The 22,368-nt window shown below is 41.8% G+C and carries 25 protein-coding genes; 1 reads left to right on the top strand and 24 read right to left on the bottom strand.

Annotation, left to right across the window (positions count from 1 at the left end; all coding sequences use genetic code 11):
* Nucleotides 1–71 precede the first annotated feature (71 nt).
* The 11 genes from D6855_RS13955 to D6855_RS13905 all read right to left on the bottom strand — a co-directional run bounded on the left by D6855_RS13955 (nt 72) and on the right by D6855_RS13905 (nt 7,295).
* Nucleotides 72–578, bottom strand: coding sequence for an SRPBCC family protein (locus D6855_RS13955; protein WP_120742163.1), 507 nt, complete (start codon nt 576–578; stop codon nt 72–74).
* 32 nt (nt 579–610) lie between these two features.
* Nucleotides 611–1,327: an L-2-amino-thiazoline-4-carboxylic acid hydrolase gene (locus D6855_RS13950; protein ID WP_120742161.1), complete on the bottom strand. Its 717-nt coding sequence runs from the start codon at nt 1,325–1,327 to the stop codon at nt 611–613.
* A 13-nt stretch (nt 1,328–1,340) separates the two neighbouring features.
* On the bottom strand, nt 1,341–1,976 hold the full coding sequence (locus D6855_RS13945; protein ID WP_120742159.1) for an L-2-amino-thiazoline-4-carboxylic acid hydrolase: 636 nt from the start codon (nt 1,974–1,976) through the stop codon (nt 1,341–1,343).
* A 6-nt stretch (nt 1,977–1,982) separates the two neighbouring features.
* Entirely contained in the window at nt 1,983–2,465 is a 483-nt protein-coding gene (locus D6855_RS13940) for a hypothetical protein (RefSeq protein WP_120742157.1), read from the bottom strand.
* A gap of 33 nt (nt 2,466–2,498) precedes the next feature.
* Nucleotides 2,499–3,167, bottom strand: coding sequence for a DUF6796 family protein (locus tag D6855_RS13935; RefSeq protein ID WP_120742155.1), 669 nt, complete (start codon nt 3,165–3,167; stop codon nt 2,499–2,501).
* Nucleotides 3,160–3,903 carry an alpha/beta fold hydrolase gene (locus D6855_RS16825; protein WP_199712458.1) on the bottom strand — a complete coding sequence of 248 codons (744 nt, stop codon included), beginning with the start codon at nt 3,901–3,903 and terminating at the stop codon, nt 3,160–3,162. Before D6855_RS16825 ends, D6855_RS13935 begins: the two co-directional genes overlap by 8 nt.
* 13 nt (nt 3,904–3,916) lie before the next feature.
* Nucleotides 3,917–4,399 (bottom strand): hypothetical protein, encoded by a 483-nt coding sequence (locus D6855_RS13925; RefSeq protein ID WP_305781712.1) that lies wholly within the window; start codon nt 4,397–4,399, stop codon nt 3,917–3,919.
* Entirely contained in the window at nt 4,396–5,115 is a 720-nt protein-coding gene (locus tag D6855_RS13920; RefSeq protein WP_120742153.1) for a DUF6796 family protein, read from the bottom strand. Before D6855_RS13920 ends, D6855_RS13925 begins: the two co-directional genes overlap by 4 nt.
* Before the next feature lie 19 nt (nt 5,116–5,134).
* Nucleotides 5,135–5,914, bottom strand: coding sequence for a class I SAM-dependent methyltransferase (locus D6855_RS13915; protein ID WP_120742151.1), 780 nt, complete (start codon nt 5,912–5,914; stop codon nt 5,135–5,137).
* A 79-nt stretch (nt 5,915–5,993) separates the two neighbouring features.
* Nucleotides 5,994–6,581, bottom strand: a complete 588-nt coding sequence (locus D6855_RS13910; RefSeq protein ID WP_158589544.1) for an L-2-amino-thiazoline-4-carboxylic acid hydrolase — start codon at nt 6,579–6,581, stop codon at nt 5,994–5,996.
* Nucleotides 6,582–6,686: 105 nt separating this feature from the next.
* Complete coding sequence (locus D6855_RS13905; RefSeq protein ID WP_158589543.1) at nt 6,687–7,295, bottom strand: GNAT family N-acetyltransferase; 609 nt, start codon at nt 7,293–7,295, stop codon at nt 6,687–6,689.
* Between the two features lie 100 nt (nt 7,296–7,395).
* Here D6855_RS13905 and D6855_RS13900 point away from each other — a divergent pair, with 100 nt between their 5' ends.
* Complete coding sequence (locus D6855_RS13900) at nt 7,396–7,977, top strand: TetR/AcrR family transcriptional regulator (RefSeq protein WP_120742145.1); 582 nt, start codon at nt 7,396–7,398, stop codon at nt 7,975–7,977.
* Between the two features lie 30 nt (nt 7,978–8,007).
* Here D6855_RS13900 and D6855_RS13895 read toward each other — a convergent pair whose 3' ends face one another.
* The 13 genes from D6855_RS13895 to D6855_RS13835 form a co-directional block, all read right to left on the bottom strand.
* Entirely contained in the window at nt 8,008–8,514 is a 507-nt protein-coding gene (locus D6855_RS13895; protein WP_120742143.1) for a hypothetical protein, read from the bottom strand.
* Between the two features lie 92 nt (nt 8,515–8,606).
* Nucleotides 8,607–10,343 (bottom strand): ABC transporter ATP-binding protein, encoded by a 1,737-nt coding sequence (locus tag D6855_RS13890; RefSeq protein WP_120742141.1) that lies wholly within the window; start codon nt 10,341–10,343, stop codon nt 8,607–8,609.
* Complete coding sequence (locus tag D6855_RS13885) at nt 10,343–12,094, bottom strand: ABC transporter ATP-binding protein (protein WP_120742139.1); 1,752 nt, start codon at nt 12,092–12,094, stop codon at nt 10,343–10,345. Before D6855_RS13885 ends, D6855_RS13890 begins: the two co-directional genes overlap by 1 nt.
* Before the next feature lie 112 nt (nt 12,095–12,206).
* Nucleotides 12,207–12,815, bottom strand: a complete 609-nt coding sequence (locus D6855_RS13880) for a TetR/AcrR family transcriptional regulator (RefSeq protein WP_120742137.1) — start codon at nt 12,813–12,815, stop codon at nt 12,207–12,209.
* Between the two features lie 110 nt (nt 12,816–12,925).
* The gene (locus tag D6855_RS13875; RefSeq protein WP_120742135.1) at nt 12,926–13,528 is read right to left on the bottom strand and encodes an MptD family putative ECF transporter S component; all 603 of its coding nucleotides are present in this window, start codon (nt 13,526–13,528) and stop codon (nt 12,926–12,928) included.
* Nucleotides 13,529–13,599: 71 nt separating this feature from the next.
* On the bottom strand, nt 13,600–15,021 hold the full coding sequence (locus D6855_RS13870) for an ABC transporter ATP-binding protein (RefSeq protein ID WP_158589542.1): 1,422 nt from the start codon (nt 15,019–15,021) through the stop codon (nt 13,600–13,602).
* Entirely contained in the window at nt 15,003–15,683 is a 681-nt protein-coding gene (locus D6855_RS13865; protein WP_120742131.1) for an energy-coupling factor transporter transmembrane component T, read from the bottom strand. Before D6855_RS13865 ends, D6855_RS13870 begins: the two co-directional genes overlap by 19 nt.
* Nucleotides 15,664–17,424: an ABC transporter ATP-binding protein gene (locus D6855_RS13860; RefSeq protein WP_120742129.1), complete on the bottom strand. Its 1,761-nt coding sequence runs from the start codon at nt 17,422–17,424 to the stop codon at nt 15,664–15,666. The genes D6855_RS13865 and D6855_RS13860 overlap by 20 nt, the downstream gene beginning before the upstream one ends.
* Nucleotides 17,408–19,204, bottom strand: a complete 1,797-nt coding sequence (locus tag D6855_RS13855; protein WP_120742127.1) for an ABC transporter ATP-binding protein — start codon at nt 19,202–19,204, stop codon at nt 17,408–17,410. Before D6855_RS13855 ends, D6855_RS13860 begins: the two co-directional genes overlap by 17 nt.
* A gap of 154 nt (nt 19,205–19,358) precedes the next feature.
* Complete coding sequence (eno, locus tag D6855_RS13850) at nt 19,359–20,660, bottom strand: phosphopyruvate hydratase (protein WP_120742125.1); 1,302 nt, start codon at nt 20,658–20,660, stop codon at nt 19,359–19,361.
* 180 nt (nt 20,661–20,840) lie between these two features.
* Nucleotides 20,841–21,470 (bottom strand): L-2-amino-thiazoline-4-carboxylic acid hydrolase, encoded by a 630-nt coding sequence (locus tag D6855_RS13845; RefSeq protein WP_120742403.1) that lies wholly within the window; start codon nt 21,468–21,470, stop codon nt 20,841–20,843.
* 8 nt (nt 21,471–21,478) lie between these two features.
* Nucleotides 21,479–22,156 carry a DUF6796 family protein gene (locus D6855_RS13840; protein WP_120742123.1) on the bottom strand — a complete coding sequence of 226 codons (678 nt, stop codon included), beginning with the start codon at nt 22,154–22,156 and terminating at the stop codon, nt 21,479–21,481.
* Nucleotides 22,157–22,167: 11 nt separating this feature from the next.
* The coding region (locus D6855_RS13835) for an L-2-amino-thiazoline-4-carboxylic acid hydrolase (protein WP_199712457.1) at nt 22,168–22,368 on the bottom strand (201 nt) is incomplete at its 5' end.

Here is a 22,368-nt window from a genome sequence, read left to right as displayed (position 1 = left end):
AATCGACGACGCACCTATTTTTCTTAATAAAATATTATGCATTATTTATACATTCTACCTTCGTAAAGTCACTAACCATCAATCCCCGTCAGGCGCTCCGGATACTTCCCCTCAGTCAGGATATCATTCAGATACTTGTTATCCAAGATCATATCCTCCCTGATAAGCTTCCAGTTGCACCACTTTCTGTAAAACACCTTAAACGTAAAAAATTCCAGGATTGGACCTATCACAGGTTTTGTGAGTCCGAAAGCCTCCGTGTGAATAAACCTGCATCCGTCAGCTGTTTTCTGGCCCTCAAACGTAATAAATGATGTTTTCTTCTCACTCTGAAATACAATTCGGAAATGATCATTATCCTGTTCGCAATCCGTAATAAATCCGGTCACGTTGTAATCAAGTCCGCCTACAATCTCCCTGAAGCGAACCTTCATCCCTTTCTGGTAGCCACCATCGTACATTTCGCACTCTGTATGATATGGACTCCATCTTACGAATTCTTCCTGAAAGTTGTTTGCCCATGCTTCCATGCGCTCATAGGGAGCTTTGATATCCACCTGTTCCTTAAGAGTAACCATTTACATTCAGCCTCCCACTTTATATCGCCATCTCATTTATAAGGGTTATCCTGTGAAAACACCGGAGGCCAATAGGGAAGCGGAGTCGCATCATTCTTTAACTTAAAGTCACAGAAGTCCCCATCCTCAAAGCAGGTATGTTCCCGGTAGAGTGGAGCTCCCAATACTCCAAACATCACATAATCCAGATTACACAGATAAGGCATGTATTCTTCATACCCATATTTCTTCGCAAAGATTGACAGAGGACATACCAGGTTATGATAGCTGAAGTCATACCCTTCTTCTGGGGGAATCTGCGTCTGTGTTTCAAAGCTTCCCGGATTTTTCACGGCATTTGCAGCATTCTTAGCATCTTTTTTCAGAAGCATTTTATTCAGGATTTTGGGATTCCTATATATTTTGCCCATAAGAGTGCGTATAAGTCCGGGCATCTTGAGATAGTATCTCTCATAAACCAGAACCATCAGGTGGCCAGATTCTTCAAGGGATAAGCCGTACTTCTTAAGCACTTCTCCCATCGCAACAAAATAATAGGCTCCGGTCAGGTTCCTTGTACCGCTCACCTTATCCCCACCTATGTATGGAAATTTATCAAGGAGATTTGCTTCATAGTAATCCCAAATTTCCTGAAGGACTTCATGATATTTTCTTGAACTTGCATTCTCAAGCTCTGCAGAAACAAGAATAAAAAATTCATTCATTCCCTTTTTTATCTTCTCTTTGTTTTCGGAGTAATAGCTATGCATACTCTCCGCCTCCTCAAATGCTCTTTGTTCTTTCCCATCCGTCACCGACATCTGTATCATGTCTGACAAAAAGGAAATCACAGAAGTCACCATCCTGGCACAGCGTCTTTGTCCTTATAAAATCCGTATAGTGGAGCTGACCATAATTGATGATATCTGCATGACAGCACATGGCTCCCAACTTGATAAGTCCCCTTGGTCTGAGGATTTTGTCATAAATGCATTCACGGCACTCAAAATGAAATTCATTCTTGGCATCAGTATCTGTATGCCAGGTATATTTCCAACCAGCTCCTGATCCATGCTTAAATCCAAAAGGTACAATTTTTTTCATCAGTGGCAGGAAAAAGCTCTTCTTTGACAGTTTCTGGAAGCCTGAAGGGTCAAGGAACTTCCACATTTCCTCAGATACGATCCTGTAGGCTTCTTCCTCCGACTTTCCATGCTTCTGAAGGACTTCATACATAGCAATGGAAGTTAGTATCTGGGACATGTGGTCATAGTTTCCCATGTCACAGTACGCTTTTTCTTCCTCAATCAGTTCTGCCATCCTGGCATAGATATCCTGCCTGATCCCTAAGTCCAGAGTAGGAAAAAAGTTCTGATATCTGCTGATAGCTACCATTTTTTCAGGTATATACTTTTTCATATAGCCTCATTTCTTTTCATATCCGGTCATCATGGTGATGATAAAGCATATTACTGTTGCCCATGCAAAAAACTTATGCCATTTCATAAACTGTCCTCTCCTTTCCTCTTGTACACTTTTCTGGTATTTCAGCCTTATTTCTTCACCTGAGTGGACGTACCTCAGCTGATTACCCATGATGCAGCGCATCGACTCATATGCCTTAACTCCTGTGCAATGACAGGTATAAAATGTTGTCCGGTACTCTTTAAGTCTTTTTGCGGTATCAATGATCTCAGTGATCTCATCATCCGTGTAGCCAGACTTCTTCATCAGATGGAATCCGCTGATAACAGCATCAGGCTGGGATCCATATTTTCTTTCATATTCACCAAGGATATTCAGGATCCCGTTGTGCGCGCATCCCGATATGAGGATTTTCCTGTTACCCTCGGTGGCAACTACATACTGCTCATGCCTGAATTCATCCTGTATATATGAGTCGTCCACTTTTTCTTTTAACCTGGATTTGGCAGGGAGGAATTATATATTTCCCAGGCCAATTCCCAAAAACACCAACGCAAACCAGATGATCATACTCTCACTCATAAGTCCGTTCGTAAATCCCAGTCTAAACGCGCTTATTGGCATAAGTGAAGCTATAGTCTTTAAAATACCAAATATAACGAGCACATTTGTAAATGCCATGCCCTTCTTAAACACTGTCTTTCCTGTAATCTGAAGAAAAAACCAAAACATAAACACTGGCAACATCAATACTTCACTTACCAGGATAATCCATGAGAAGCTTCCAAAAAGTGCTTCGCATATCGTGATTGCATCCTGCGTAAAGCCATTATTATTAAGCCATGCAAACAAACTCAATATCACCACATAGACCAGGTGAAGTGCAATCCAAGGTGTAAGCCCAAAGGCATTCAGGTAATGATAAATCCTTTTATGCTTTTCATCCTTGATATACTCCTGTACCGCAAACAGCGCTATGCCGTAGAAAACTATTCCTGGAAATGCAAGAGCCATTGCCAGCATATATCTCCACTGAGGAATCTGGGACGTTCCCGATGTAAGCCAAAAAAGTTTCCCCGAGTATGAAGGATCACCATACATCATAAGCCAATCTCCGCTTCCATAGCATAGGCATCCGATGATTCCACAAATAAGTCCCCTTATATTCTTTGTCTTTTTAAACATTTACAAATTCCTCTATTTCTTCAACATACTCTCTGGTATGCGCAGCCATGTATCCACAATGCGGATATCCTTTTCTAATAACCACCTTCACATCCGGCATATACTTGGCAAAAGATTTTCTAGAAAGCTTCAGGTCAAAGTCCTTCTCGCCATACTCCAGGTGCAGTTTAGCTTGCTGCTCTTTTGACAATGGCTTCATATCGTAGGTACAGCATGCATGGCATATTGCATCGATATCACTCAGCGTGATTCTTTCAAAGTTCTTAGTCATCATCTTTGCGAAGTCATAGCCATACCAATCCACTAGGGATTTTGATGCTTCCACATGAGTCTTATCCAGCTGTTTCTTTCTCTTTCTGAACAGATTACACACAAGCACTTCTGCCATCTTAGAACTCTTATTGAGTGCAACACCGTCAAACCAGGCACGTTCTAAATTAAAATCGGAATCCCAGAATAGCCGCCATGCAACTGCTACGCCAAGTGAAGCTCCGTATACAAGCTTGATATCCTTATAGTCTTTATCAGTCAGATACGATTTAAGCTGTCTGTACTCATCATCAGCGCTGATATATGCCCCGGCTTTACCATGGCCTCCCTGATCGGGAGCGATGATAAAGTAATCTCCCTTAAGATACGGACTCATCAGATCATACAGATTTGCACCGGATATCATCATTGGCGCCAGCAATATGAGCTTTGGATTATTCGGATTTCCATACTCGTTGATATACATCTCATTTCCCCCTTCAAAACAAAAACACCACAATCCCTGCAACTATAGCAGCTCCTGCTATCCATATCATTGCCAGCAAGCTTCTTTTTTTCAAAACCTGGCCCCAAGTCTGAACATATGGAATATCTTCACAGCCAGGCAAGATCCAAAACCTGCTATGTCCAACCCAGATCTTGTCTATGACAATACCATCATAGATATTCATTACTTCAAGAAATAGCAGAGCCTGTAAATATGCCGTTTTGTAATCAGAGACTCTGTTCCATAATCCGATAATGAGTACAAGCGCTGTCAGCATTACTATGTAAAACTCTGTCATGAAGACCTTGCGTTTTTTCTGCATAGTTTCTTTTGTTATAAAACCTATATCTATAGCCCTTTCCTGTACTGCTTTCGGATAGAAATACAATCCATCAATAGCGCCCCCTCTTACCGCGTACATGACCATCGCAGTAAAAAGCAGGCAGAATAAAACCATCTGTATCAGAATAATCATCTGTCACCAACCTTAACTTTCTTCGCCATAACCAAAAGTCCAACGAACATCCACAAATTCCCTATACTGATCCAAGCAGCAGTAATAGCATTGCGAACTTCTGATTCAGGAAGGAACTTAAACAGCATGACTGCGGCCATTCCTACCGCAGGACAGAATATCCAGCACCATTTAGGATATGGAGTCAGCCCTTTTGTGAATGCTGCAATATGTGCCACATGTTGGATGATCCAGAATAGAAAGAACACTATCATTCCCGGCAAAAGAAAGTATTTACCAAATTTCACTGCTGCATCTACTGCAATCTCCGGGGCAGCATCGTTCATATACTTGTAAAAGAAGCATGTGGACAAACACGGGACATGCACTCCACATCCCGCGAAAGCCAATACCCCAAGTATTCCTGTTCTATAAAGATGAGCATATTTCTGTGATTTAGGAACAATCAGCCTGTACACTCCAAAATAGCAAAGTGCCTCAAGCGGAATACCTATGAATCCCAGAAATGCTGACCAAAACATTCTGGTATCCGATAATTGCAAATATGCTGACAAGAACCATTCCATACCTGTTTTAGAGGAATCATGCATCCCATAACCTATAAGCACATCTCCCACAAGCACCATGCATGCGGCAAATATGCCTATCCGCATAAGCTTCTCTATCCTGTTCCAGTCTAACTTGTCATCAATTCCGATGTCATTAAACTTATCCATACATTCCGCCCTTAATGCTTTACCATTTAAATACTGCCAGTCTGTTGTTGATGTTCTTTCCAACGATAGCAAAAAGTTTTCCGCGTATTGAGTATTTCTTCATTTCTTCGTTATAATTTGTCTCAGACACAAGGCTCATCCTTGGTTCAAGATCCAGATATTCACGGCCTGACTTTGTTCCCCAGCCGAAAGAAGCATTAGTATGTTTCACAGCATCGTGATGGCTACCATTCTTTTCAAGGAACGGAGAATGAAGCTCCGCAAGAAGATATCCATGTTCGAAACTGTCACAGAGCATATTAATGCATGTCTTCACCTGGTCCTTGGAGAAATACTCAAGGACTCCCTCCATTACAACGATTGTCATGTCCCGCTTAGGAAGCTGCCCGGTCCATTCTCCATCAAGTGCGCTTCCATCAAGCATTGTGCACCTGTCCCTGTCGGAGTACACTTTACGTCTCTTCTCTATCTGATCCGGAAGATCCACATCAAACCACGTGATCTTGCCATTGTCTACCTGCAAGAACTTATCATCAAAACCACATCCAAGATTTATGCAGAGTGCATCCGGATATTTACTGATAAGCCGCTTCAACTCATTTCTGTATAGTATTGTTCTAGCCACTACACCCTCATGTGATAAAAAGGGATCGTATTTACTAACGTCAACTCCAAGCGCATCAATGATCTCTTTAGCCTTAAGATCAATTATCCTGGCATTAGATCTTGCTGTCTCACTTGCCTTTATCGCAAGTGGAATAAGAGCTGTTTCCTGTACATCACCAAAAGTAAGTTCCATTGTCCACTCCTCCTTTTAAAATCGTTAGCTTATGCTAACTCCAAATCATAGCATTCTCTTTTTCTCATGTCTATAGCCTTTACAACGACTTTGTGAGCCTGTAGTCACAACAGTCATCACCTTCAGCCACTGATTTAGTCCGTTTATAATCAACTCCCCTGAAGCCGTTCATGTATTCTTTATCCATGCAGCAGATCATCTGAACAGCTTCCGGAGTCCCAAGTTCCCGTGCCTTATCATAAAGAGGACAGCTTACCACATCCATGAAGCACTGTTCTTTGGTAACTTTAAGATTCTTTATTTCATATCCATCGCTCAGTTTTGCAGCAATTCTATCCATCCTCTTCCACATGAGTGAAGGAATGCCCGGAAAAGCAGTAATCTTGCTAAAGATACCTCGTAGTCTGCGTCCCATCTTTGTTCCAAAGCCTCTTGTAACAGCCAAAGCTTCTCCGGGATAGAAATGCTCAACTGAACGATACAGTGCTACTGCTGGAAAGACATATGACACACTCGCCTTATCTGCGGATGGTTCAGCATTCTTTAATCTGGAAAACTCCTCTTCAGCATAATCCCATATATCTTTTGTCTTAGCTTTTCCGTATTTCTCTGCCAATTCCGAATAAAAACGCTTAAATATAGAAGATTTTTTAAGAGTATTGCTCATACAGACTGCTCTCCGTTGCTTCTTCATCCCCAATCTGTTACTTACTATACTTCATGATACTACTTATTGTTAGTTGTTGCTAACTTTTCTCAAAAATTTATCATTTCATTTTTCTCTTACAAGATCATACATAAAGCTCCTTTCCCCAAGCGTTCTTGTACCCACATGTTTCATGCCAATATGCTCATACTTTTCTTTCTTAAGCTTGGCATCAGTTGATACTATGACCGGTAATCCAGCCTCATCAGCCACTTCGAATGCAGTCTCAACCAGCGGACGCATAAATCCCTTACCCTGATATTCCTTTTTTACGGCAAGCAGTTCTATCTGTACAAACTGTTTCTTTTTATCCCTATATGTCTTTTCAAGACTTGCTCCTCCAGCCTGGAACTTCTTCACAATATCGCTGAAGTTCCTAAAGCCAAGAGCTCTTGCCATCCTCCAGACCATTTTAAACATTGCAATTCCGGGATATGGATGTGTAGTATCCGTCAGAATAATAATGCCCTCCCTATTCTCTGATGTCGCATATATCCCATCATATTCATTTGCCGTTTTTATCATGGCTACCAGATAGTTAACCAGGCTTGTCCTGTCCGGGTATCCGGGATAATAAGGAACCATTCCGATTTCTTTATCACCATAGTCATAGTACGCAAACACCTCCGCAAACTCTCTCATTTCCGCTTCTGTCAATTTTACCTTGTTCAGCATGGCAACCTCCTTGAAATCATTGATAATTCCAAGTATAATCTTCGCAAAATGACTATCAATATTTCTAAAGTCATTAAAACTATTAGCGGAGAAAACCGATATGCCAAAGATATTCACAGATGAAAACAGGGATGAAATCCGAAAGAAACTTCTTGATAAAGGATTTAAGATGCTAAAAAAGGGCGGCTTATCTGCCGTAAACATCGATAAGCTAACAGAAGAAACATATATCGCCAAGGGCACCTTCTATAATCTGTTCGAAAATAAATCTGAATTCATGTACCACATGATGATTCACGAGAGAAACCGTGCCAAAGAAAAGCTCCTCTCCTATCTTAACGATTCCGGCAAACTAACAAAGGATTCTCTGCGCGACTACCTCAAATGGTTGTCAGCAGAAAATCCCAATGTGTTTACTTTTCTAACCGATGCCGAAAAAAAGCGCCTCATAGCATCCTGGTCAGACAAATATATAGAAGACAAAAGTAACGACAGTAAGACCATGCATATGCTAATCTCACTTCTTGAATCACCGGCAACGGAGCCCGACTGGAAGCTTGCCTGCAATTACATGAAGCTCATCGCCATCAGCCTTGCTACAAAAAAGGTCTTCATCAAAGAAAATTACAACGTAATGGTTGACTCTCTGATTGAGCAGATCTTGAATATGCTATGTTCCTGACTTACCACTTACTCAAAGCTCTTTTCTTATTCAACCCATCAAACTTATGAACAGTCCTACAATCGCTGCCGGAATCAGTGCAAACAACAGCCCCGGGAATATAGCACCTTTTAAATGAAACCACTTCTGATGGTAAGCCTTATCCATGTGCTCTGTTCCTTCCAGCCTGAACATTTTCATATTTGCAAATAATACCCAGTCCAGAAAAAGTGTGTCATAGGCTCCAATCCATACCATGAGTCCAAAAGCGATCGCGAATCCCTGCCAAAATGTAACTGCCCCGGCAAGCTTCGCGCATATGGTAAGAATAACTGTAAACATGATTATTCCACAGAACTTCGCCAGTACTACCTTTTTTGATTTATATGAAACATCCACTTTTTCATGTGTTTTAAAGTATTCTTCTTGAATATCAGGCGGGTAATTATGTATACAAGCCGGGCTGTACATTCTGTCTCCGTGAAAAGTCACAAAAAGAATTGTTGTAAATAATACTGCAAATACTACCGCTTCAATTGCCAATACATGCCAAGCCATGTTACCTGCTTCCCTCCCTCATAATACGACCATCATAATCCCTGCCAGTACAGCTGCAATAATAGGATTGCCTACAATCGTAATCAGCCACTTCATGCAATTTTCCAGGATACCGCTTCCTGTCTTTCACTGACAAAGTCCTTATATATTCCCGGCTCATTTACCAATTCTTCATGGGTGCCCTTCTGAACTATCTTACCGTCTGCAACAACTACAATCTGGTCCGCATGCCTTACAGTCTTAAGTCTGTGAGCGATCATGATGATGGTCTTGTTCCTGGTGAGCTCTTCAATAGCCTTGGTAAGCTCCGCCTCATTCTCCGGATCGACATTGGCAGTTGCTTCATCCAGGATAATGATCGGTGCATCCTTCATGATAGCTCTGGCGATAGATATTCTCTGCTTCTCGCCGCCTGAAAGAGATGCGCCGCCCTCACCGATAATAGTATCATATCCATCCGGAAGACTCATAATGAAGTCATGACAGCGGGCTTTTTTTGCAGCTGCAATTACTTTCTCCATTGGAGCATCAGGCTCACCGAATCTTATATTGTTGGCAATGGTATCTTCAAAAAGGTAAACTCGCTGGAAAACGAAACTGAAATTCTTCATAAGGCAGTCAAAGCTGTAATCCTTAACATTTCTGCCTCCAAGAAGAACTTCGCCTGAACCAACATCCCAGAATCTTGCCATAAGATTGGTAAGAGTGGTCTTGCCGCCGCCTGATGGTCCCACTATTGCGGTAGTAGTATTCGCCGGAATCTTTACTGATACTCCATCAATTATCTTCTTATCTTCATAGGCAAAAGAGATATCTCTAAGTTCAATATCCATTGAATCCGATACAATGTCCGCCCCGTCAATATCCATTGGCGGAATATCAAGAACTTCATTTGCCTTGTCGACAATGATATTTACATTTCTCATAAGAGCTGAGAATCCACCCATCATATCAAGGCTCTCGTAGATCATAAATGATGAAATCGTCATGATTATCGCATATAAAAGCGGCATTGAACCTGTGAGGTAAAAATACACGGAAACGATGCACATGAGTACTCCGGTAAGCTTGGTCGCAAGTCCCTGAAGGAACATGTATGGTATAACCGTAAATTCCATTTTAGTATCCGCTGCCTGTTTTTCTTTTATAGCATCTTCAAGTTTTCTGGCAGTCTTCTCAGTCAGATTGTAATTCTTTACTTCAGCAATACCCTGTATGTACTCGATAACCGCGCTTACAAGCGTTTCTCCGGCCTTTGCAACCCTTGGCGCAGCCGGGCGTGTTGCACTCTGCATCATTGTATTGAAAAAAGAGAAAACCAATATACCGGCTAAAAGAATAAGTGCTATACGTATATCAAAAACTGCAAGGAACACGAAAATCACAGCAGTTGTCACCAGTCCCTGAGTTGTTATCATTACCACCAGTGTAGCCACATCTGCCAGCTGCTCCATGGTATTGGTAGTGATATTGGTTATCCTTCCAAGGCTGTTTGCGTTGAAAAATCCCATGGGAAGGTACCTAAGGTGCTCTGCTATCTCAATTCTTTTTCCCGAACAGGTATTATACCCAGCCTCAGTCTGAAGCATTGTCGTCTTTAGCCCCACAATCACCTGTCCAGCAATAGAAATACACATAATCCCAAATGAAGTCCATATGGTGGCAGGACTCATATTCTCTTCCAAGATACCCTGAATGATTGTTGCTATGGCCGGAATCTTGATCATGGCGAACATAGCCTTGAGCACTCCTAAAAGCATTGCAGTAAGGAGCTTCTTCCTGTTTACCTTATTAGCAAAATCGAAATACATTTTTAAAGTACGAAACATTATGCCACCTCCGAATCTTTGGAAGATATGTGAGCTTCCCACATTTCCCTATATAGTGGTGATTCTTTTAGAAGCTCCTCCTGAGTTCCCTTAGCCACTACATTTCCGTCATCTATCACAAAAATCTGATCTGCGGAGGCAATGGTGGAAAGTCTGTGGGCAATAACGATAAGTGTTCTTCCTGCGATAAGCTTTGCAACACTTCTCTGAACAAGAGCCTCATTCTCCGGATCAGTATAAGCTGTAGCTTCATCAAGTATGACAACAGGTGCATTCTTAAGCATCGCCCTTGCAATGCTGATTCTCTGTCTTTCTCCCCCTGAAAGATGTCCGCCTGCACCACCGGTTTTTGTATCATATCCCTTTTCAAGATTCATGATAAAATCATGACACCCGCAAGCCTTTGCGGCTCTGATAACCTCTTCATCGCTGGCATTTGGATTTCCCATTCTTATGTTTTCCATGACAGTTTCATCAAAAAGATAGTTATCCTGAGAGACATAAGCAATATTCTTGTTGTAGTCTGCAAGAGGGATATCCTTTATGCTCACGCCACCATAAGTAACAGATCCTCTGTCCGGATCCCAGAAAGAAGCTATAAGCTTGGCAATCGTGGATTTGCCGGATCCTGAAGGCCCAACAAGTGCATTGACAGTTCCTTCTTTTATTGTCAGGTTAACGCCATGGAGCACCTCGTTCTCGTTGTATCCAAAGTGAACGTCATTAAACTCTATAGTATTATCCAGCGGCTTTTTATTCATTATCTCCGGACGGATCAATTCTCTTTTCCCAAGAATTGACGTAGCTTCAGCAATAATGGAACCTGTTTTCTTTAGATTATCCATGTGTCCTGCAACTACCATAAACGGTGATACCAGTCCCAGCGTAAGAATGATAAGAAGCATGGCATCAGTACCGTCGATTTTTCCCTGCATGTAAAATAGTCCTGCAAATGGCAAGAGCGTTAAAAGCTGCGCAGGTAAAAGAGTGAGCGCAAGATTCTGCCATAAATTGCACCTTCTCATCCATTCGATGAAACAGTCTGCTCCTTCTTTTGCAGCGACTATAAACTTCTCGTATGAGGTCTTGGTCTTGCCAAACGCCTTTATTACCTCAATGCCATTAATATACTCTACAGCTGTGTCATTAAGGGCTTTGGTCTTAACAATGGTATTATTAAAGCTCTCTTCGGAGCCCACCATCATCAGACTGTAAAAAATCAGTCCCAACGGAACACTGATGAGCGAAAGCAAAGTAAGCTTCCAGTTGATAGTGAACATGATCACAAGAATGCCGATAGGTACCACCGCATTAGAAATCATCTCAGGGATGATATGCGCAAGCGTTGTTTCTATGGAGTCTACTCGCTCAACAATTATGTTCTTGTAGGAGCCGGATGAATCCTCCAAAACATCTCCCAACGGCATAAGACTTAGTTTTTTGGTAAGTCTTCTTCTGATCTCCGCAAGAACTCCAAAGGTTGCCCTGTGGGACAGGGTTGTGGATATGCTGTGAAAAGCCTTATTTACCAGCCAGCAGCATGAAATGATAACGCATTGTGTCAGGAAAAATCTCATATCCCTCTCACCGTCAATAAGTGATCTTACAATTTTTGCTACATAAAAATACGGCACGAAGCCTGCCAGGACACTTATTGTGGCAAATACAATGCTCAGTATGTATGAGCTTTTATTCATGCCGGCAAATTCAAGCACCCAGCTGAGTGTGGATCTCTTTTTAGTACTGTCCATTTTTCTTCTTTCCCTCCCTTTCTTTTTACATGTACCTTTTCTATTTTGTTAGCAATAGCTAACCTGCATCCTTTTTAAATCCCCGCGATATGCGGGGATCTGATACCTATAATTAAAAAAATGCCTTCCACGCGGGTCCGTAGAAATTCTGCACCGTCTCGGCAAAGTGAATAGCTTCTTCTTTTGAAAAGCCATGCGTCACTGTTTGAAACAATGCTTCGATGCACGCGGTCACCAGAAGATGGAATTCTTTTTGATTAATATCTTTCACATGAATTCCGTTTTTCCTGATCTCATCCATGTACCGTAGCGTCACTTTTTCCTCGAGATTTGCTATATCATGCTTGAAGTTCTCATAAATTGAGCCCTTGGACTTGCAAATAATAAGCTCAAACTCATCATAGTGATCGTAAATAAACTCCATAGCCCTTACCAGCTCGCCCTTTGAATCGCTCACATCTGCTATTTTGTTCTTCGAAAGATCATCAAAGTATTCATCTTCAATTTGATGATACAGATTCATGAGTCCATCCAGTGCAGGTTTGACCAGGGATGTAAACATCTCTGCCTTCCCGGGGAAATGCTTATAAAGGCCGGATGCGCTCATGCCACAGGCAGTTGCAATGCGGCGCATAGATGCGTCTTCAAAGCCATACTTTTTAAACTCGCCAAAAGCGGCCTCTACAATTTTCTCATGATTAGCAGTCTTATCTCTTGGCATGTTCTCTCCCGTTTAGATGCAACAAAGAATAAGCGAACAGTGTACGCTAATGTATTTTTAGAGTACACTGTTCGCTTTCCTTCGTCAATCGTTCTAAATGAATATTTTTCTCATGCTACATTTCTAACAGTTGCATGCTCAAAATGCTTTCTCAGGATGAAATATCCGATATATACGCCCACTACAGCAAGCAGGAATACAACAGCAGTTGATACAATGCCCATAAAACCTGTCGTGTACGAAATCATTTCATCCATTGCTTCAGGAGTTTGCCCTCTGGAAATCCATTCCTCTCTGTAGCTTTCCATAAAGAACATTGAAGGAATAATGGATCCGAATGCCTGCCCTACGTGGAATACACCGGATGCCGCTGCCACTCTCAATACGGAAGGCTTATCGCTTATTGAAGCTATTAAGTCAGCGATAAGAGCTCCTAGCATTGATGTAATGAACCAGGGAAGATATCCTGCGCCCATTATTGAAAAAAGAATCATACAAATAGCCTGCATGATCAGGAACTGTCCAAATTTACCAACCTTTCTTGACATAAAATACATTATTGTGCCTGTAAATATAGCACATACTCCCGGGCTTATTGCATGTCCGAAAGCCCCAAATATCATCACTGCTGTGCCGGATATCATGTAAAAAATCATGTACAGCGCTGACAAAAGCGCAATCATCACTATGTCCTTAATCTTTAATCTTTTCATACTTCCTCCTTTGATTATGTGTGCTATATTTTTAGATTCTAAGAATCTTAGTAACCTTTTTTGCCTTCCATTTAAGCCGATAATGAAGCCATGTCGTTAAATATCTCGTTAAGTCTGTTAACAGTTTCTCCTGTTAACTCAAAATCGTCAGTGATAGTCTTTTCATTAAGAAAAATGATCCTGTCAGCCACATGCCTCAAAAACTCGTAGTCATGAGATATTACAAGAACTCCCGCGTGTTCTTTGAGCTTTACTATTTCATCAGAAACCCTTTGCATGGAGTACACATCCAAGCCGCTAGTGGGTTCATCAAATATGATAAGGTCTCTATCACATATAAGCGCCATTGCTATCTGAAGCCTTTGCTTCTGCCCTCCGGAAAGATCAAAAGGATGCTTGTATCTGTAAGGGACAAGTCCAAGGTGTTCCTCACATTCTGCGATTTTCTCCTGATCATTTTTAACAAGAGAAAGCTCATTATCTACAGACGTCCCAAAAAGCTGGTAATCCGGATCCTGCATTATAAAGAACGGAAGAGTGCTTTTGATTACCTTTCCGCTGTCCGGCTTATTGCTTTCACAAAGAATCTTTGCAAGAGTAGTTTTACCGGCGCCATTACTGCCCACAAGTCCCACGACTTCATGTTTATAAAGCTTTAAGTTTATGTCTTTTATAATGCCCTTATACGAAATATCATTAAGCTCCGCTACAATATCTTTTCCTACGACTTTTGCATTGTTAAAAGGAAGTCCAAGTGAGAATAAATCAAAGCTTCTGGTGTCATAACCGCTTTTCTTGAATTCATCCTCGCTTTCAAAAACAATCATTCTGCCCTGTTCCATGAAAAGAACCTTATCTATATATCCATTTAAGTAATAGAATCTGTGATCAGCAACAATGATCGTGTATCCTTGAGTCTTAAGCTTGTCGATAAGTATCCCAAGGCGTGTGGCATTACCGTAATCAAGATTGGCAGAAGGCTCATCAAATATAAGTATCTTCTGATCCATGGTCAGTGATGAAGCCAGGGCAAGTAGCTGTCTTTCTCCGCTTGAAAGGGTGAAAATGTCACGTCCTATTACTTTCAAGAGACCAAACTCTTCCTTGAGGGCACCAAGTTTTTGACGCATTTTTTCTTTGGACATGCCGTAATTCTCCATCGGGAATACAAGCTCCGCCGTGGAGTTTTCGGTAAAGAACTGCGAGCGAGGATTCTGAAAAACAGATCCCACTTCTTTGTTCAGGTCATACATTTTTACCTTTGCATAGTCTTCACCGTTTATATAAAGCTTTCCTTGAAGTTCACCCTCAGTTATGGTAGGAATCAGCTTGTTGAGGCACTTTAAGAGTGTAGATTTGCCACAACCACTGTTACCGGTAATGAGCACAGCCTCCCCCTTCATAACTTCAAAACTTATGTCAAATATTCCTTCTTCTGATTCGTTATATTTAAAAGAAAGGCCTTCCGCCTTAATCACAGGTGTATCTGCCATACAAAACCTCCTGCTAGTCCGATCATAAAGACAGCCATTATCATTGCATCTGACCATCTTACCTTTTCCTCAAAATAAGAACTTCGCTTCACCGGTGCATCTATCCCCTTAACCATCCCGGCAGCCGTGACTTCTTCAGCTAGTGCCGCACATCTGAAAAGCTGCGGCACCACAAAATACTGAAAACTGCAGATTGGTTTTTTCCATGTAAAGGCAATTCCCCTAAGTCGCATGGATTCTTTGATCAGCTTAAACTCTCGTGCAAAAGTGGGTATGTACTTGAGGGTTATAGTTACTGCCACCACCAGCATCCTCGGCAATCTCATAGTCTCAAGAGCCGATAGAAGTTCTGCAGAATTGTACTTGGTGACAAGCACCGATGCCAACACCAGACATGGCACTGACTGAGCAATTACGATGAAAAACAGTCCTATAAACTTGGTCCTGTCATCCATGATCGTGATTTCGTGTATTCCGATCATTGCCCCATAGACTGCTATCATTCCGATAATCCTTTTGTACCGTTTCATTAAAATCAGAACAAAAGAAGCAAAGGCAAGCAGAAAATACTGTAAATACCTGCCGTTTAGCACTATGTACATGGATGGTGCAATAATGTTGATAATGATCAGTACCACCGGATTAATTCGTAATCTGTTCATAGTCGTCTTTATCCTCGCATTGCAGTTCGTAAAGCCTTTTGTAAATATCACAATCTTTTATTAGTGTTTCGTGGCTACCGTTTCCAACCACCTCACCTTTGTCTAGCACCACTATTCTGTCGCAATTCACGACAGATCTTAATCTGTGAGCTATCATAAGAACCGTTTTGCCCCTTGTCAGCTTCTCTATGGCAGCCTGAAGTTTTGTCTCGGTCTCAGGATCGACAGATGCCGTGCTTTCATCAAGAAGGACTATCGGTGCGTTCTTTAAGAATGCTCTTGCTATCGATAGTCTCTGTCTTTCGCCACCCGAAAGAGTATGTCCATTTTCGCCTATCACGGTATCGATACCATCGGGAAGCTTATTTATAAACGCCATACACTGAGCGTCTTCGGCTGCTTTCAACACCTCTTTTCTTGTGGCATTCCTATTCCCAACAAGTATATTGTTATAAATCGTGTCATTAAAAAGAGTTACATCCTGAAATACTATTGAGAACAATTCAAAAAGCCGCTCGGGATGAACACTCCTAACATCTGTCCCCCCAATTGTTATCAGTCCGCTCTCATAGTCCCACAGTCTGGCTGCAAGCCTGCAGATAGTGCTCTTACCGCTTCCGGAAAGTCCCACGAGCGCTGTGTACTGCCCTTGTCCGGCAGTAAAGCTCACAGAATTAAGAACATTCTCCTTTGACGCTGTCTCCTTGCTCGCATAAGAAAAAGAAACATCTTTGAAGCAAATATCATATCCATCAAAAGAAGCCGTTCTACTACCAGTCTGCTCCGGATATTCCATGATATTCTCGATTCTTGTGGCAGCAACCTTGCTGGCTATTACTGCGCCTAAATGCTCGCAGGTGTAAGAAAGAGGCTCATATATCCACACAGCCATCAGAACAAAAGTTATGTAGATTTCCACGCTGATTTCCCCTTTGGCTAGGATTCCTGCGCCATATATAGCCACTATGCCTATGCCCATTCTCAAAAGATTAAAGGCCATTGAAACACACATACCAGCCAAAAATTCAAACAGCACCAGCCCCGGAATCAAATGACTTATCTTTCTATAGATACTTTTTTGATATGTGCCAATATTCCCTGAAATTTTAAGAACCCTTATATTTTCCAGGTACTCCTGAATTGAATCAGAAATTGCCACCCTTGCAATTCTGTTCTTCATATGAGTCTTCCCGGACACAGTATCACTTAATGACATGCTGAAAACCACAAACGGAATAACTGCCGTAAGTGCAAGCGCCATTTTGACATTTATGAAATACATAAATATCAGTGTTATGCCTATTCCAAAAGCCCCGCCAATCATCTCTGTCAACTGATTGGCAAGAACACCTTCAATAGTTCCTACATCATCCATTACAGTCGATGTCAGATCACTCAAGTCATGTGTAGAAAGAAAACTCTCAGGAAGTCTCCTGAACTTGTCAGCAACACCCATTCTAAGAGAGTTATTTTCATTAGCCGCATTTATGTATTTCATGCGGTACATTTTCTTGTAAGTTAAGAACATAATGGCTATAAGAAACGCTCCGGCAATAAGATAAAATGCCACGCTTGTTTCCACTGCATTCCCAAATCGATATGCTCTAAGCATCTTGGATAAGACATGTATTATCATTATCATTGGAAGCATGCATACAACCTGGAACAGTCCAAGCCACAGGGATGCAAAAAGAACAGCCTTCTTGCCATTTTCAGACATATATTTAAGACACTTTAGCATCTATAGGCACCTCCTTTTCAAGCTTCCAGCTTACAGCTTTCTTGTACTCACAGTACATCTCATAATATCTTCCGCGTAATGCCATAAGCTCTTTATTGGTGCCTTCTTCGATAGGAGCGCCGCCATCTATCACATAGATATTGTCTGCATTCCTAATAGAAGAAAGCCGATGAGCAATCATAATAACTGTTTTGCCTTTAAGCAGATTTTCAAATGATTTTCTGATTAGATACTCGTTTTCCGCATCAGCAAACGCTGTCGCTTCATCAAGGATAACTATAGGTGAGTCCTTGAGTATTGCCCTTGCTATTGCTATTCTCTGAATCTCGCCTCCCGACAGATGTGCGCCATTGGAGCCGTATACCGTATCAATTCCATTTGGAAGTTTGCTTATGATATCACTGCACTGAGCAGCTTCGAGGGCTCTAAGAATCTCATTTCGGCTGGCATTCTTTTTATACAAAGCAACATTCTCGGCAATGCTCATTTTAAGGAGCGTGCTCTCCTGGAATACTATGCTGAGTATTTCGTTTAGCGTTTCTTCAGATATGTCCTTTATGTCCACGTCGCCTATCGTAACGGTTCCGGAGTAAGCGTCCCTTAATCTGGCACATAACTGTGCAATCGTACTCTTACCTCCTCCGGACATGCCCACGAGAGCCGTCATGGTACCTTCTTTCATGGTAAGACTTACATTCTTGAGAACATAAGGAAGATTGTCTGCGTATCTGAAGGAAACATCTGTAAACTTAATGTCATAGCCCTCAGGCACTTTGTTTCCTGCATATTCCATGGGCTTTTCATCAAGCACAGCCCTGAGAGTGCCCATAGCCTCATCAACGATTATGGTTTCGGAAGAATTGCTCATTATACGCTTTAAAATGGTCACTTCAAGCGGAATAATGGATGCAAAGAATATAAAAGAACATATTACTTTCAGTTGGTCCTCTGAACGATTAAATGCTATCAAAGCTGCCGGAACAAGTGCATAGAACACCGAATTGATGGCCGTATTGTAACTGCTGTCCGCATTCATCATTGATACCGCAAACTTAAGCACGTATTGGCAAAAGAAATCCACTGAAGTTTTATATCTGTTAAAAGAATCTGCGGTCTGTCCAAAGGTTTTCATGACAGGAATTCCTCTCACATATTCCACAGCTGCGTTAGACATGTCTTTGGATGCCTGCTGATATGTCCTTACAAAGTCGCTGCCGTTGCCCATCATTATCGCCATTAAGAGAGCGAATCCTATTATTACCGGAATGATGCAGGCAACCGACAGAAAGACGCTATATTTGAACATGAACACTACAAACGCGATCGGCAGCACGATTGACATCGTAGTGTTAGGTATCTGATGTGCTATAAGCGTTTCCGTAACATCAGTGTTCTTTTCTATGATCTTTCTCACGCTCCCGCTCGGATTTACATCATGATATCCTCCCGGAAGTGCTCCGATATGCTCTATCAATACTCTTTTAAGTCGTGCTGCCGTATTGAAAGCTGTTATATGGGAAAAAAGAAGTGCCAGGCCATAGAGACCAAATCCTCCGCAGATCATAAAAACTATTGAGTTACCATAATCGGAGATTAAAGAAGCATCTAATGCTCCCTCTCCCATTTTGCCAATCACTTCTTCTGCAATAAGATACACATATGTGTAAGCTTTTATTGAAACTATAGCGGAAGCCGCTGCGAATACTATGCTTAAGAACATGCATATGCGAAAGGGCCCCATTGCCTTAAAGAGAAAAAACAGATTGTTACTTTTCTTCATACCTCACTTATCTCCCCACATTTCTGCAATTCATATAGCTCATAGTTAGCGATGGCTAACATGAAGTTTTAAAAAATGCGGTTAGCATCAGCTAACCGCATTTCATTATATATTCTCGCCTGATAAATCTCAAGTCCTATTTCTTTGTTTCTTCTTATTTTTTTATATGAAATGCATTCATTCCGGGATAAACAGCGCTGTCGCCAAGCTGCTCCTCGATTCTAAGCAGCTGATTATATTTTGCCACACGCTCAGAACGGCTTGGAGCACCGGTCTTAATCTGGCATGTATTAAGAGCAACTGCTAGATCGGCAATTGTTGTATCCGCCGTCTCACCTGAACGATGTGATGAAATCGCTGTATATCCTGCATTGTGAGCCATCTTGATGGCTTCCAGTGTCTCGGAAACAGATCCTATCTGATTTAGCTTTATGAGGATTGAGTTCCCTGCCCCCAAAGAAATGCCCTTGCTGAGGCGCTCTGTATTTGTGACAAAGAGATCATCTCCGACAAGTTGTACCTTGTTACCGATTTTAGCGGTCATTTTTTGCCAGCCTTCCCAGTCCTCTTCGTCAAGTCCGTCCTCGATTGAAATAATAGGATATTTATCTACAAGACTCTCCCAATGCGCGATAAGCTCATCTGATGTAAACTCTTTTCCTGACTTAGGCTGCTTATAGAAGCCTTTTCCTTTTTCACTCTTCCATTCGGAAGCTGCTGCATCCATGGCAATCATAAAGTCCTTACCCGGCTCATACCCCGCTACCTTTATGGCTTCAAGTATTTTCTCAATCGCTTCTTCATCACTCTTGAGCTGGTTAGGTGCAAAACCGCCCTCATCTCCAACTGCAGTCACATCTCCCATATCCTTGATGAGCTTTTTGAGATTATGGAATACTTCTGCGCACCAGCGAAGAGCCTCCTTAAATGAAGGTGCTCCAACGGGCATGATCATGAACTCCTGTGTGTCTACAGCACTGTCTGCATGCGCTCCTCCATTAAGGATGTTCATCATAGGAACAGGAAGTCTGTTGCCGGATACACCTCCAAGGAACCTGTATAAAGGAATATCGAGAGCCTTGGATGCTGCTCTGGCTGTAGCAATTGAAACAGCAAGTATTGCATTGGCTCCAAGTTTTGATTTATCTTTTGTTCCATCTGCCTTGATCATGGCTGCGTCAACTGCGTAGGTATCTGATGCATCAAGTCCAACGATAGCATCATTTATAACAGTGTTGATATTCTCTACTGCCTTTGTGACACCCTTGCCCAGATATCTTGATTTGTCACCGTCTCTAAGTTCAAGCGCCTCAAACTCACCTGTAGATGCTCCACTTGGTGCTGTCCCGGTAGCAACAGTTCCATCTGCAAGAGTAACCTCTGCTTCAACAGTAGGATTTCCTCTTGAATCCAGTATTTCTCTTCCTATAACCTTTTCAATTTCCAAGTATTCCATTCACAATGCTCCTTTCCGTTTAAACACAGAATTCCTCTTTTCATAACCGGTCATAGGTCCCGGTATGAAAAAGAGGAACTCACATGATTTACTCAACATGTTAGCCATCGCTAACATTGATTATTCTATTACTGCTTACTTCCAGTGTCAACCACTCTAAATGAGTATTTTTATCAGATATTATTTCTTTTTATAACCACAGTCGCAGTACGGTCCACCTGACGGCAGGGTATACTGCCTCACAAATTCTGCCGAACCGCCCATCTCGCTCATTGTATAGTCCAGATGGCACATAGCAGGCACAAACTCATAAATTCCAAGTTTCTTCATGAGTGTGCAGATGCCGCATTTAGTGAATCTGGCTTCGTATCCGGAATCATCGCCATAATCAAAGTATTCCATATTCCAGGAATAAGGGTTTCTGTCCGCGGCTTTCAGGGCTGCTGTTTTCTTCATCCCACTTATATCAGCATCACTGAACTTCTTTTTCCCTGCCCGTCTGCAAAACCACTTTGTAGCAGCCGTTGTCATGGCCTGCGCGTAGTAATCAGTAAGTGCATCTACGGTAGGCTTCTTTTTCAAACTGAGGATTACTGACGAAAATAGGGCACAGTTAACTATATTAGTCTTAAATATGTCCCCTTTTTCAAACTCCGGAAGTATTCCAATGATTTCTTTATATCTACGCTTAGCTGCTTTCATGACTTCGACAGCTTCTGGATCCGAAAGCTCAAGCACGCTTACCAGCTTATTTCGAAAGCTCATTTTATATATAAACCACATCCCCAAAGGCATTCCTGCATATTTCATCTGTATCATCACCTCTCATCCTTATCTACAAGGCTTAACGCGCAGACCAGATACATGAGCAACCATCCAAAAGACTCGAAACCGGAATCCAGGCCTTCAGAAATGTAATTCATGAGCTGCCCTAATATTGAGGTAATCACCGGGCAACAAATAAATGCAGCCTTTTTCACAGGAATCATTTTCTTAAACACCATTCCGATCCAGGCAATTGTAACGAAAACATCGCATACTACAAATCCGATGCCCATGGGAACTGCAATACTTTTCAATACTCTGAACACCATATCAGCAGAAGTTTTCACATCGCCTGTTGCTGCCATTCCAGCATTGAACACAACAGGAAGCATGCATATTCCTATATGGATGAAAGCAAAATAAAGGATTCCACTCCAGTTTGCGATCTTGAAAAGGCCAAACAACTTAGAATCATTAAGATGATATTTCTCTTCCATAACCTTAAGAAGTTCAACAGCCGCCACAGCAAACAGAGTAGCACAGGCAAATCCGAGAATGGACGACACTGCATATCTCCAGTCAGGAGCTACATTCCATTCAACTCCCATATAGGCATCCGGTGAACTGGAAGTACTGAATGTTCCATAACCCAGGAGGTAATCTCCTATGATCGCCAGGATCATAGAATATACTCCGAACATGATTTTCTGTCTCGATGTAAGATTCTTCATTTTTCCTCCACTTACAGTGACTTTATGAGCCTGTAGTCACAACAGTCGTCACCTTCAGCCACTGATTTAGTCCGTTTATAATCAACTCCCCTGAAACCGTTCATGTATTCTTTATCCATACAGCAGATCATCTGAACAGCTTCCGGAGTCCCAAGTTCCCGTGCCTTATCATAAAGAGGACAGCTTACCACATCCATGAAGCACTGTTCTTT

Origin of the sequence: Butyrivibrio sp. CB08 (assembly GCF_003625485.1) — a bacterium.
Taxonomy (GTDB): Bacteria; Bacillota; Clostridia; order Lachnospirales; family Lachnospiraceae; genus Butyrivibrio.
Note: the sequence above shows the minus strand (reverse complement) of the source record. Positions and strands in the feature narration are given on the sequence as shown.